Source organism: Flagellimonas sp. CMM7 (genome assembly GCF_021390195.1).
Classification (GTDB): Bacteria; Bacteroidota; Bacteroidia; order Flavobacteriales; family Flavobacteriaceae; genus Flagellimonas.
In genome coordinates this window covers 449,932-462,364 of sequence record NZ_CP090003.1, presented here as the reverse complement: position 1 = coordinate 462,364, position 12,433 = coordinate 449,932, and the positions used below count along the sequence as shown (strand labels likewise).

12 protein-coding genes are annotated in these 12,433 nt (G+C 41.5%); all 12 read right to left on the bottom strand.

Going from position 1 to position 12,433, the window contains the following annotated elements:
* Window positions 1-20: 20 nt before the first annotated feature.
* Window positions 21-1,097 carry a bile acid:sodium symporter family protein gene (locus LV704_RS02250; protein ID WP_163423715.1) on the bottom strand — a complete coding sequence of 359 codons (1,077 nt, stop codon included), beginning with the start codon at window positions 1,095-1,097 and terminating at the stop codon, window positions 21-23.
* Window positions 1,098-1,157: 60 nt separating this feature from the next.
* The gene (locus tag LV704_RS02245) at window positions 1,158-2,351 is read right to left on the bottom strand and encodes an AGE family epimerase/isomerase (RefSeq protein ID WP_233782122.1); all 1,194 of its coding nucleotides are present in this window, start codon (window positions 2,349-2,351) and stop codon (window positions 1,158-1,160) included.
* 68 nt (window positions 2,352-2,419) lie between these two features.
* Window positions 2,420-3,997: a sodium/solute symporter gene (locus LV704_RS02240; protein ID WP_163423717.1), complete on the bottom strand. Its 1,578-nt coding sequence runs from the start codon at window positions 3,995-3,997 to the stop codon at window positions 2,420-2,422.
* Between the two features lie 165 nt (window positions 3,998-4,162).
* Complete coding sequence (locus tag LV704_RS02235; RefSeq protein ID WP_163423718.1) at window positions 4,163-4,678, bottom strand: lactoylglutathione lyase family protein; 516 nt, start codon at window positions 4,676-4,678, stop codon at window positions 4,163-4,165.
* A gap of 42 nt (window positions 4,679-4,720) precedes the next feature.
* The gene (locus tag LV704_RS02230) at window positions 4,721-5,680 is read right to left on the bottom strand and encodes a zinc-binding dehydrogenase (RefSeq protein WP_163423719.1); all 960 of its coding nucleotides are present in this window, start codon (window positions 5,678-5,680) and stop codon (window positions 4,721-4,723) included.
* Between the two features lie 35 nt (window positions 5,681-5,715).
* Window positions 5,716-6,282: a peroxiredoxin-like family protein gene (locus tag LV704_RS02225; RefSeq protein WP_163423720.1), complete on the bottom strand. Its 567-nt coding sequence runs from the start codon at window positions 6,280-6,282 to the stop codon at window positions 5,716-5,718.
* A gap of 2 nt (window positions 6,283-6,284) precedes the next feature.
* On the bottom strand, window positions 6,285-7,367 hold the full coding sequence (locus tag LV704_RS02220; RefSeq protein WP_163423721.1) for an ankyrin repeat domain-containing protein: 1,083 nt from the start codon (window positions 7,365-7,367) through the stop codon (window positions 6,285-6,287).
* A gap of 13 nt (window positions 7,368-7,380) precedes the next feature.
* A complete protein-coding gene (locus LV704_RS02215) occupies window positions 7,381-9,873 on the bottom strand; it encodes a glycoside hydrolase family 2 protein (protein WP_163423722.1) in 2,493 nt (830 codons plus the stop codon).
* A gap of 16 nt (window positions 9,874-9,889) precedes the next feature.
* Window positions 9,890-10,879 carry an aldo/keto reductase gene (locus LV704_RS02210; RefSeq protein ID WP_163423723.1) on the bottom strand — a complete coding sequence of 330 codons (990 nt, stop codon included), beginning with the start codon at window positions 10,877-10,879 and terminating at the stop codon, window positions 9,890-9,892.
* A 13-nt stretch (window positions 10,880-10,892) separates the two neighbouring features.
* Window positions 10,893-11,096: a hypothetical protein gene (locus LV704_RS02205; protein WP_163423724.1), complete on the bottom strand. Its 204-nt coding sequence runs from the start codon at window positions 11,094-11,096 to the stop codon at window positions 10,893-10,895.
* 39 nt (window positions 11,097-11,135) lie between these two features.
* On the bottom strand, window positions 11,136-11,624 hold the full coding sequence (locus LV704_RS02200; RefSeq protein ID WP_163423725.1) for a hypothetical protein: 489 nt from the start codon (window positions 11,622-11,624) through the stop codon (window positions 11,136-11,138).
* Between the two features lie 33 nt (window positions 11,625-11,657).
* Window positions 11,658-12,395 (bottom strand): hypothetical protein, encoded by a 738-nt coding sequence (locus tag LV704_RS02195; RefSeq protein ID WP_163423726.1) that lies wholly within the window; start codon window positions 12,393-12,395, stop codon window positions 11,658-11,660.
* Between the last annotated feature and the right edge of the window lie 38 nt (window positions 12,396-12,433).

The following is a 12,433-nucleotide window of genomic DNA, read 5'->3' as shown; positions in this document are numbered from 1 at the left end:
CTTTGAAAGATTAAAATTTGTTAATGGGGATTTCTCCCTTTCCAAAAAGAAGCCAATGAGGATCCTGAAATATTCATCCAAGGCCCAAATACGGCGGGAGCCAGTCCCATGGTCGCCAATTTTCCCATTTCAAGGGCAATGCCTGAGGCCAGACCTGCATTTTGCATGCCAACTTCAAATGCAATGGTCCGAGCGGATTTTTTATCGAGCCCGAATAGACGTCCGCCTGCATATCCCAAAAGATACCCACAGCAATTATGTGCCACGACCACTGCAATAAGTACCATGCCCATGGCCAATAAAGAATCCCTGCCCGCAGCAGTGATGATGGTGATAATAATAGCGATGCCCATCATGGATACTATGGGCATGGCGCGATCCAACCACTTAAAACGCCCGTGCGCCAGTTTATGGAACAGCAAACCGGCAATTATAGGGAAGATTACAATTTTCATAATGCTCCATAGCATTCCCAAAAAATCTATGGGCACCAATTGATCGGCCAATAATTTCATAAGAAAAGGGGTCATCAATGGTGCCAATAAGGTGGCACAAGCTGTTAGGGTCAGGGACAAGGCCAAATTGGCCCCTGAGATATAGGCCATTACATTTGAGGCCAGACCACTTGGGGAGCAGCCCACCAAAATCACGCCTGCAGCGATTTCTGGCGGCAAACCTGACACATACGTCAACCCAAAACCAATGAACGGCATAATGGTAAATTGTGCCAAAAGCCCAATCAAGACCCCTTTGGGCATCTTTAAAACCCCTACAAAATCATTTATGCTCATAGAGGTTCCCATACCGAACATAATAATGATCAAAAGCGGAACGATCAATCGCTTGAGTAGAAACCCGCCCAACTCCACAAAAAAACCTGGATAGAACAAAGAGGCCGCTATGGCCGCCAAAATCAAGATGGTAAAGGCCAGACCCTTTAGTTTTGTTGAGGTTTGAAAAGCAAGGGCTAAGGACAAGAAAAAAGAAATGACCAAAAACCCTGTTTCACCTCCTTTTCCCATGAGCAGCATCACAATGACCGCCAATGCAACCAATGCACTGATCAAAAAGGAATATTTAGAAAATAGATGTGCCATAGATTGGAATTTTTACCACTTATAAGATGTTAAAATCAACCCGTACATGAATGAACCTCATCACTTATTCTGATTGATATACAGCACCATTTCGGTCACATGGTATGATGATTTGCCCATACTTCCCTTAGGCTCGGTTAAGATAGGGCTATTGTCTTCTGTTAGGAAAAAAAATTCATTCCCTCCCTTAAAATCTACGAAGTTGTCCCTGAAGAAGTTCAACAGACTCTTGAATTCATTAGGGAAAGATACTTTCATAAAGGATAGCGCAGTGATGGCTTCCGTATGCTGCCACCAAGTTTTTCTCTTTGAAAGGATCTTACCGGTAGCAGGATTTACTTCACTATAAAAGCCATTGGAAACCGAACCGTCCCAAATGGGTTTTTTCATGGTGTTTTCAATAACAGCTGTGCCTAGTTTCTTGCATTGCATTTGTACATCAGGATTTAAAAACGGAAAAGTTGATGATTGCAACAACACCCATCCCAATTGAAAATTATGGCCTGGCACCACATTAAAACAGGGTTCAACATTGTTCTCTTTTCCACACAACCTCCATTCCCTATCAAACTTTAAATTTACCCAGCCCAACTTGGCATTCCAGCCATATTCCAAAAGCAAGGCAATGTTCTCTTTTAAAAAAGGTTCATATTTCGCCCTGTTTTCCAAATCTTGCTCCCACATATAAAATAGTGCTGCTGACATGGGATATAAAATGGACTGCAGGGTCTTATCATCATGTTGAATACCTTCATCCATAGCATAAGATCCTACAAAACCTTTTGACCTTGCATCATGAAAATGGGCCCGATACCCTTCAAAGGCATCATGGAGCAATTTCAGGGTCGCTTTATCTTTTTTCAAACGGTGGATGACCGCCAGCCCACCCAATCCATAAGACTGTTGCCATATCCCTAAGTTATCTGGCATAGTTGGCTCGCCATTGATTTCAACTGTTTCAAAAAAATAGGTACCCAAAGTATCTTTAGACATAAAATTTTTAATAAAAAAATCACTGGCTTCCAATGCTTGTTTTTCGTATTTTGAATCAAATCTTGAGGCGTACTCCAAGGCATACAGCAATCGGCTCAAGGCCACCAAATGCACTTTATCCGAGGTTACTTTACCTTTAGAATCAACTTCTGAAAAATAAACGCCATGCGCTTGGTCAAAAGCATTTTTATCAAAGAACTGGATGGAATTCTCTACCAGATCGAACTCTAGGGGAGCTTCATGCAAATCATCTGTATCCATTTTCTTTTTTTCTTCAAATTTACATCCCAATAAAACCATGCTTATTGCGACTAGACAACATTTATTTTTTAACGCCATAAGTACACAAAGAATAAAGTGAAAATAAGTAATAGTACGGACAGTACCCGATAATTTTTGTACCATGCCACCCCATCCAAAACATCATCCTCCAAATAGGATTTATTCCACATCCATTCTTCAATTCGGTTATCAGGTTTGGTAAGTGCCAAGGTAAAAAGTACAATTGTAATGCAGGATAGTGTAAAAATTACGGGGGCTACCAACAAAAAGTGCCAGTCGGCCATGATGGTGTCATCTTTAAAGAACACCAAAAATACGGCCCCGACCAACCCTGCCATCAAACCGGCAAAAGCTGCCGTACCTTTGACCCGTTTCCAGAACATACCAAAAAGAAAAACGGCTACTATTGGCGGGGCCATATAGGCCAACACGCTTTGAAAATATTTTACGATGGAATCAAACTGTCCAATATAAGGTGCCCAAAAAGATGCTATTATAATCATCACCAGGGCCGAAATCTTGCCACTGCGCACCATGGCTTTGTTAGATAGGTTTGACTTGACCAAGGGCATGAAATCATAAGAAAACACCGTTGATGCCGAATTCAATACAGCACTCAGTGTTGAGGCCATGGCAGCCAATAATGCGGTCACCATCAACCCCTTTATGCCTATGGGCAGCAAACCAAATATCAAGTGCGGAAGTATCAAATCAGGGCGTTCGATCTCTGGATAGATCAGCAGACCAAATATGCCCGGCAATACCATGATAAAAAGAATGGGAAAATTCAATAACGATGCCAATAAGGCCCCTTTTCTTCCTTCGTTGATGGACTTTGCCGATAAGGTTCTTTGTACAATGGATTGATTGGTACACCAATAATAAAAGCCCAACAATGGAATGCCCAGCACAATGCCGAGCCAAGGCACGGATTCATCATCAATGGGCCTTATCAAACTTAGCATCTCTGGGTCGGTCTGTTTTACCACCTCAGCCCAGCCGCCCGCTTCGTTCAATGCGAAAACGGTCACCAATGTGGAACCCAATAGCAAAATTATCGCCTGTAAAACTTCGGTATGAATTACTGAAGACAACCCCCCAGGTATGGTGTAAGTGGCCACTGCAATGGCCAAAATCCAAACAATCTGCCAAATTTCCAACTGTGGAAATATCAATTTGACTACCAATGCCCCTGCGTACAACGCTTGTGCAATGTCCAAAAACACGTACCCTACCATGTTCATCGATGCCAAGTAATATCTTGAACGACTGTCAAAACGTTTTCCCAACCACTCGGGCATTGTAAATACATTCTTCTTTAAATAAACGGGCAATATGAACACCAAGAAGAACAATAAGGGGATTACTGCGACCCATCCATAGTTAAAAACGGCTATTCCGCTACTGTAGGCATCACCGGACCAGCTCAATAGCGAAGAACTGGAGACATTGGCCGCAAAAAGTGAAATACCAATAATTGGCCAGGTCATGGAACGACCTGCCAAAAAATACCCTTCACTGGTCTTGCTGGATCCTTTTTTGAGCCCCCACCAAATGATGCCAATGACATAAACCGCCATTACCAATAGATCGACCCAGCTTAACGAAACACCTAGTGCCTCCATAATTATTTGATTTTCATTATTGACTGTTCATTTGAACTGACCGTTGATAGGTTCAGCTCCATCGTTTGCTACTTCATTCTTTTTACCATTTTCTTTACAACAAAATATTGATATAAAAACCAATGGATTTCAAGAGGTTGAATTTCATTTTTGCGGTGCTTTCAATTATTCTTCGTTTTGATACGCCCCAGAAGAATAGGTCAATTCATAACTATGGGTGTATATTTCGAAAACAATGCCGAACGGGTCTTCAACATACACCATTTTATAGGGCTTTTCACCTGGGTAATATTCCCGGATGGGCATGCGCTGTTTCCCTCCGTGTTCCACAATTTTCTGGGTCAGCCCTTCTATGTCCGGATCTTGAACACAAAAGTGGAACAGGCCCGTGTTAAAAGGGTTGAATTCTGGCGCTTCTTTTTTACCATGCGGAAACGAGAACAGCTCAACACCAATGCCATCTGATGTGGATAGGTGCACGATCTCAAAGCTTTCCCAATCTTCGCCCAGAACATCTATGCACATTTGCCCTATGGCGGTGCCTTTTTCTTTGGCCACTTTTGCAGGTCCCATAATATGGTACCAACCCATAACTTCTGTATAAAAGCTTACAGCTTTTTCTATATCTGGAACAGTGATTCCGATGTGAGAGAACGATCTTGGATATTTTGATGCTTTCATTGTATTGATTTTTATAGTATTGACAATAATTTTCTTTATGACCTATTTGGTGACCACAATTTTACCGCTTGATTTTCCTTCAGAAAACCATTGCAAGCCTTCCTTGATTTCTTCAAACGTGATTTCCTGGGTACTATTGGTCTTTATCTTTCCTTCTTTGATAAGGTTTGCAATGTGCTCTCCTGTTCGTGCAATTTCCTGAAACTGCTGCGTATCCCCTGAGGTATACACGGCACCCAGTGCCACTTCAATGATTCCGGCAGCTTTTGTAAATGGCGCATATGGATATGTTTTTGGGATGCCGGCAATACCAACTATAATTCCATTATAGCGCAGTAATGAAGCGTATTGTTCTATATCCTTTCCAGAAATACAATTGATGATATAATCGACACCGCCATCTTTGGTGATACGCATCACCTCATTGGCAATGGCATTTTCTTTATAGTTGATGATAAAATCGGCACCAAGATTACGTATCCTTTCAAAATCCTTACTTGCCGTAGTGATGACGTTTGCACCCTTTAATTTGGCAAATTGAATGGCATACCCACCAACTCCACCACCACCTGCAGTAATAAAGACCGTTTGTCCCGGTTGCAGGTTGATTTTTTGGTCAATGGCTTGCCAGGCGGTCAAACCGGCACAGGATATGGCCGCGGCATCTTTATAGCTTAATCCTTCTGGGATGCGGCTCACAATGGCACTGTGCATTACAACATACTCTGCAAAAGCGCCTGTCTTAAAAATATTGACCATGCCAAATATACGGTCGCCCACAGCGATATGGGACACGTTTTTACCAATTGCGGCCACTTCGCCCGCTATATCATGACCGATTATCCTTGGGGTTTCCAGACCAAATGCACCTTGGGTCACTTTATAGTCCACCGGGTTTAGGCTAAATGCCTTGGTTTTTATCAAAACGTCGTTATCTCCTATCTCGGGGACAGCAACGTCTTCCAATGCTATGTTTTTATCTCTTAGTATATATGCCTTCATCGTTTTTTAAAAGGGATGTTTTAAATTTTTCACATTCATATCGTTCGTTCCAAAAAGGTAATTATGTCCTCCGGTGACATTCGCTCCGTATAATTGGCCTCGACATGGGCTGCAATTATGGTACGATTTTGGCCTATTATAAACGTAGCCGGTACCGGAAGTGTTTTGGAGCCATCTCCATTAAGAAGTAATAAATCTCGTCTTTGATGGTAATCCTCACCGGGATCGAATTGTAAATGATACGCTTGGATCACCTTTTGGTCGCTATCGCTCAACACTTCAAATTCAAGTTCGTTTTTTTGCGTCATACTCAGGGCATCATCCGGTTTTTGTGGACTTATAGCCATTACCGTTGCATTGAATTTCTTAATCTGGCCCATATACTGTTGGACTTCCCGCAGATCGAGATTGCACAAGGGGCACCATTCGCCCCTGTAAAATTTTAGGATAACAGGACCCGATTTTAAGCTTTCGGACAAGGAAATTGAATCGCCCAATGCGTTCGGCAAAACAAAATCAGGGGCTTTTTCCCCAACTTTTAACCCTTTTGCATCCTTGGCATTTGCAATCACCAACTTCTGAAAATCTTGCAGTGTACCCATAACTAATTGTTTACTCTTTTCTCAATTAAGGCTACGATATCATTATACTGGTACCGTTTCGCAAATTCCAATGATGTGAATCCATCATAAGCGGTCAGGTCCAAACGTGCACCGGCTTCGATCAATAATTTTGCAGCTTCTGTATGCCCATGCCAAATGGCATCATGCAGTGGGGTGTAGCCATTGTTCGGTCCTTGGTCATTGATGTATTTTTGGGCATCTTTATGACTTAACAGTAGTTTCACGATTTCGGTATTGCCGCTATACGCACTTTTATGAAAGGCGATCGCATTCATCTGATAACCTTTTTGCCCAATATCCGCCCCGGCATCCAAAAGCAATTTGACAATGCCAATTTTATTGTCCCTAGCGGCCAACAAAAGAGGCGAATGACGCGGATATCCTTTCCCCATTACATAGGATTCGGTATTTACAGGTTCACCGGAAGCTATTAGGGCTTTAACCTTTTTTTCCCTTTCGGATTCTGTTAGATTTCGGTCCACAATGGCCTGAAAAATCTTTTGTTCAGCAACCTTCTTTTCCAATGCTGTTTCATAGGCATCGAGAATATCGGATAGTTCTTGGTAGCGTTTTGCATCATTTTCATTTGGATTTTTATGCCATCCGCCTACGATGTCCCTTACCGTAGAGCCCCCGGTAGGGGATTTGATATAGATATTGATGTCCTCTTGTTTTAACAGTGCCTTTACGTTCCCCGGTTGGTTATGCCAAACGGCTACCATGAGCGGTGTAAAGCCCGACCTTGGTGTAATAAGGTTTACGAAAGCGCCGTTTTGCAACAAAATTTCAACAATTTTAGCATTGTCTTGCTCGCAGGCTATATGCAAAGGACTGTTTCCCATAAGTGCGTCCAATTGATTTACATCTGCACCATTTTCGATCAACCTTATCACTTTTACTTCATCGCCTTCAACTATGGCTTGGTGCAAAGGGAGCAAGCCTGTTTTGGTTTTTTTGCTCACCGCAATCTTCTCCGCATCGCCATGTTCTGCTATATGATGCTGTTTGTCGTTACAATTGGCCAATACTATTGAAAGTACCAAAATTAAAAGTTGCTTTTTCATGTATGATGTCTTTTTAAAACTGTTCTATCATATCCTTCATTGAAACAATTTTTATATCATGCTTGAAATCCATGTTTTCGGGATGGTATTTTATGGTGACGGTCTGGTTTGCATCCATATCAAAATAGTTGTCTTCAAAGAAACCATTGTCACTTTCAAAAATTAAAAAAACATTTTTAGCATAGGCACTGGCCGACAAATGGATGTAAACCACATCCGAAGCATCTTCAATTGTAGCATCAATGGTGGCTTCCTGTAACTTCAACTTTTTTGGTTCTTCAAAAAACAAGCGGTTGTCCGCAATCACTTTCTTGTCTTCCATCAATTCAAAAAGAAGGTATGTTTCATCTGAAGCACGATTTTTCAACAATAATTCTTTGGGCAATTCAAGCACAGTGTTCACCGTATTGACATCTTGTCCAGATACGGGTATAATTTCATTATGTAAAACAGCTCCACTAAAATTCAATAACTGCCATTTTAGGTGGCCGTTGTTGATCCTTTTACTATCAGATATCAATTTTACCTTTACATTTTCAGTTTTATTTTCGGCATAGATCAAAACTGGATTGTAAAACTTTTTTGCATAGTAATGGAACGCTTTCCACCTTAGATCATAATCTATACTTGCCCAAGAACATACCGGCCAGCAGTCGTTTAATTGCCAATACAAAATACCCATGCACTTGGGCATTAAGCTCCGAAAATACTCGATGGCATACTTCATATAATCGGCCTGCTGCACCTGGCTTAAATAAGCAAATCCATCAAAATCTTTGGGGTACGGATAAGCCCGCTCCATATACGTTTTGATAAGGGAATACCCCCTGTGGTGCTTTTGATGGGTTTCCATGGCCGGGGAACCCAAAAATCGCTGCTCTTCTTCTAAATACCTATCTATGGTTCGTGGATCTGGCATAGATTGAAAACCAAACTCACTAATGAACCGGGGCTTCAATTTTTTATAGTTCTCCACGGGATAGCCCATGTGCCAAACATCCCAATGGTGAATATCGCCATAGTTGTCATCATTTGCAGGTGCTTTATAATCGCTGCTTGGCGAGCTTGGCCAATACACCAGATTTGGGTTATGTTCGGCCACAAGGCTCTTTAGCAATTGGTTGTTGAGTTTTTCGTAGTCTTGCTTGAAGACCTTGATCTCTTCTTCTTTGAGGCCGAAGCGGTTTTTCATTCCGTCGCCATCAAAGTCGTAGATCCATTCATTTTCATTATTACCACACCACAAGGCCAAAGAAGCATGGTTTCTAAGTCTTTTGATATTGTCAACCACCTCATTCTTTACACTCTCCAAAAAACCGTCATCGGCCGGAAACAGTGAGCAGGCGAACATAAAATCTTGCCAGACCAAAATACCATGCTCATCACATAGTTCGTAGAATTCATCACTCTCATAAATGCCGCCGCCCCAAACACGCAACATATTAAAATGGACTTTTTTGGAGGCCAATATGAGTTCTTCGTATCGCCGTTTATCGACCCTATCAAGAAAGTTATCCGCAGGAATCCAATTCGCACCTTTGGCAAAGATTTTGACACCATTGACGACAAACTCAAAGCTTTCGCCCCACTCGTCTTTTTCTCTGCGGAGTTCAAGGTTTCTCAATCCTATTTTTAAGTTCTTTTCATGAACTACTTGACCATCTTCAATCCATTCGACTTTGAAGGCATAGAGATGCTGCTCCCCATAACCATTGGGGTACCATAGTTTGGGATCAGCCAATTCAAAATCATGTGTTGTGGTATTGCCGCCATTTTTGATTTCCACTTCGGTATCGACTAAAACCGTACCCGTTCCTTTGTGTATCAGACGCAAGGTGCCACTGGTGTTCTTCGAGCTATAAAATTCTGTCTGCAAAGACAATTGTGCCAACTGCTTGTTCAATGTTTCTTGCTTGATAAAGATCGTATCTGTTTTAGCATGTGATCTTGCCTCAAGGATAATCGGTTTCCAAATGCCCGAAGTTACAAATCGTGGTCCCCAATCCCATCCGTAATGGTAGGGTGCTTTTCGGGTCAATGCAGAAGCCTCAACCGCATTATCTTGTAGCGCATGGTAGCGAAAATCCAGCTTTGCCATCTCTGGCAATACTTTATTGGTCGGTGATTCAAAACGGATATGCAATACGTTTTCACCAAACTTGATTATATCTTTCACCGAAGCCCGCCAAGTGCTGAACATATTATAGGTCACCAACAGTTCAGTATCGTTGAGGTAAATGGAGGCATAGGTATCCAGACCTTCAAAGACAAGCTCGATCTCATCTTCTTTTAAAACATAGGCATCTACGGTAAAGACCGTTCTATACTCCCAGTTCTTGTACTCGATCCACTGACATTTGTTTTCATTGGCGCCAAAAAAGGGGTCTTCAATCTGCCCATTGTTAAGTAGGTCAGTATGAACGCAACCCGGTACTGTCGCTGGCAACCATTCTTGTTTATCAACCTGTTTAAACTTCCAATCTTGGTCTATTTCGATTTTTATCATTGGTTAAGCAACTGCTTTATAATTTATCTAGGTCATATTTGCCCAGAATTTCCGCTATTTGTTGTTGCATTTCGGCCGTTAGCTCCCACTCTAAAGAGGCAACGGTGTCTTTTGCGTATTTTTCATGGTCCAATCCCGCAATAATGGGCCCCACCTCTTTCTGGGCCACCAGCCAATTGATCGTAATCTGTGATAATGGCCTATCGATCTCTTTTGCAAACACTTTTAGGTCATCAACAATTTTCAAATAGGAAAGCAAGGTTTCGCCGAGCAATTTTGGATTTTCTGAACGCTTGTCATTTTCATCAAAATTCCCTTCCGCTTTAAATGACCCTGTCAACAATCCCTGAAACAATGGGCTATAGGGCAAATACATCAAGCCATTTTCACGACAGTAGGGAAGTATTTCGTCTTTGGTCTTATATGTCAGCGGTATGCCGTGGTACGTATCGGGGTTATGCTCAAACATATTGTACAAGCCTTGAAAAGAGGCTACCTCTCCACAAGAATCGGCATACTTCAATTGTTCCAAGCTATAGTTTGAAAGGCCTATATAGCGAATCTTGCCCATCTCCTTGATTTCTTCCATCGCTTCAATGGTTTCTTTTAGATCGGTATCTTTATCGGGCCAATGACATTGCCACACATCCAAATAATCCACCCCCAATCGGGTAAGACTACGGTCAATTTCTTTCAAGAGGCTCTCTCTGGTCAAGTTCACATCCACATGCAGATCTTCTCCCCATACCAAACCACATTTTGAGGCAATGAACAATTTGGACCGATCACTACCCTTAAGTGCTTTTCCCAACACGGTTTCAGAATGGCCCTTGCCATATACAGGAGCGGTATCAAAAAAATTCACCCCTAGGTCCAATGCAGTATGTATGGCCCTAATGGACTTGGAATCCTCAATATTGTTCCATTCCCCTCCTATGGACCAGCAACCAAAACCAATGGCTGGCAAAGCTTCATTATTTAACCGAGTGTATTTTTTATATTTCATGTGAGATTATATTTTATTTTTCCAAAAAATCAACAAGTTCCCAAAGCTCCGCTCTATGTGCCGTTCTTATATTCAGGGTATTAGCAACATCTGTTTCGAAATCCCTATCGCCATGGTCTTTATGGGCTTTACTATATGCTCCCAAATAATCCAAATTATCGATGTCTGAAAAGTCCGAAACGGCACTAATAGTAATAAACTGATAATTTACATCCAAACCATGCGGAAACTGGAGTTGATATACCGCCCACCAGTCTTATGAGCTGGTTTTGATCAGTTCTTGATGTGCAGGCTTCCATATAGTTTTTTCCCCTTTTATATAAGTATCTTTATTTTTCTCATCCACAATAATAAATGCCATCAACATATATTGGGATGGTTTGTTCTTCCCTGTAAAAGCCATCAATTTTGACATTTCTGATTTTACAGTCTTTGATGGTTCGTCAATTATATTTTTATCGTATAAGTGTTCAATGGAATCGAAATCGGCGTGGGTAGTAATGGTTACATAATTGTACTCATCTCCTGCAAAACGCACTTTATACAGATACCAACCTGTTATGATACCTTGATCAATTCTTTGTTGATGTATTTTTTTTAACGCCTTTTCTTTTTCCAAAAAGGTGATTACGTCAACGGCTTCTACTTTCATAAAGTCCGTGACAACCACTTGTTCGGGAAGGCCTTTCGCAAAGGTTGTTGCACTCATAAAAGCTGTTAATACCATCAAAAAGTACTTCATCATTTTCTTCTTAGCTTGAATGTTCATACAGGGCACCTACTTCTCAAGGTGGTCCACAAGTTCCCATAATTCTGCCCTGTAAGCCGACCGCAACTGTAAGGTCTTTTCCATATCGGAATCAAAATCCCTGTTGGGGTGTGCCTTTTTATAGGCGCCCAAGTAATCAAGGTCTTCCAAATTTTTATATTCGGACACCGCACTTATGGTGATAAACTGATAGTTGACACTTGATCCATGTGGAAACTCCAATTGGTACAATGCCCACCAATCTTGAACCCCGGCATCATTTAGGTTCTGGTGCGCGTCTTTCCAAACCTCTGATTCCATTTTAATATAGGCATCTTTGTCCTTTTCATCAACTTGAATAAAAGCCACTTTTAAATACTTTGAAGGCTTATCCATTCTCGCAGTGCCTATGGCACTTGAGGCCAGAACGCTCATTTCGGAACGCATTTTGGTCCTTGAGGCCTCGGTCTCGTCTTCAAAACAATCGTACCCCAAATCTGGATGCACATTCTCAATGATTTGACGTGGATAAGGGTCTTCCAATTTCACAAAATCGTCATAAGTATTGATCGTAGCAAAGTTGTACGGGTTATCGTCATAAGCAAAGTGTACTTTGTACAAATACCATCCGGTAATGATATTCTGATCAATCCTAGCTTGGTGGACCGGCTTCCATGCCTTTTCAGCTTTCACATAATTATCTTGAAAGCGGTTGACCACCTTCATATAATCCATTACTGCAAAAGCTTGTAAATTTTTATTTGTCATCTATACTTGGATTTAAAAAATGGCCCTTAAAAATACCC

Excerpts from the sequence above, each read along its gene's own strand:
- LV704_RS02250 (WP_163423715.1), bottom strand. The coding sequence starts at position 1,097 with ATGGCACATCTATTTTCTAAATATTCCTTTTTGATCAGTGCATTGGTT.
- LV704_RS02245 (WP_233782122.1), bottom strand. The coding sequence starts at position 2,351 with ATGGATACAGATGATTTGCATGAAGCTCCCCTAGAGTTCGATCTGGTA.
- LV704_RS02240 (WP_163423717.1), bottom strand. The coding sequence starts at position 3,997 with ATGGAGGCACTAGGTGTTTCGTTAAGCTGGGTCGATCTATTGGTAATG.
- LV704_RS02235 (WP_163423718.1), bottom strand. The coding sequence starts at position 4,678 with ATGAAAGCATCAAAATATCCAAGATCGTTCTCTCACATCGGAATCACT.
- LV704_RS02230 (WP_163423719.1), bottom strand. The coding sequence starts at position 5,680 with ATGAAGGCATATATACTAAGAGATAAAAACATAGCATTGGAAGACGTT.
- LV704_RS02225 (WP_163423720.1), bottom strand. The coding sequence starts at position 6,282 with ATGGGTACACTGCAAGATTTTCAGAAGTTGGTGATTGCAAATGCCAAG.
- LV704_RS02220 (WP_163423721.1), bottom strand. The coding sequence starts at position 7,367 with ATGAAAAAGCAACTTTTAATTTTGGTACTTTCAATAGTATTGGCCAAT.
- LV704_RS02215 (WP_163423722.1), bottom strand. The coding sequence starts at position 9,873 with ATGATAAAAATCGAAATAGACCAAGATTGGAAGTTTAAACAGGTTGAT.
- LV704_RS02210 (WP_163423723.1), bottom strand. The coding sequence starts at position 10,879 with ATGAAATATAAAAAATACACTCGGTTAAATAATGAAGCTTTGCCAGCC.
- LV704_RS02200 (WP_163423725.1), bottom strand. The coding sequence starts at position 11,624 with ATGATGAAGTACTTTTTGATGGTATTAACAGCTTTTATGAGTGCAACA.
- LV704_RS02195 (WP_163423726.1), bottom strand. The coding sequence starts at position 12,395 with ATGACAAATAAAAATTTACAAGCTTTTGCAGTAATGGATTATATGAAG.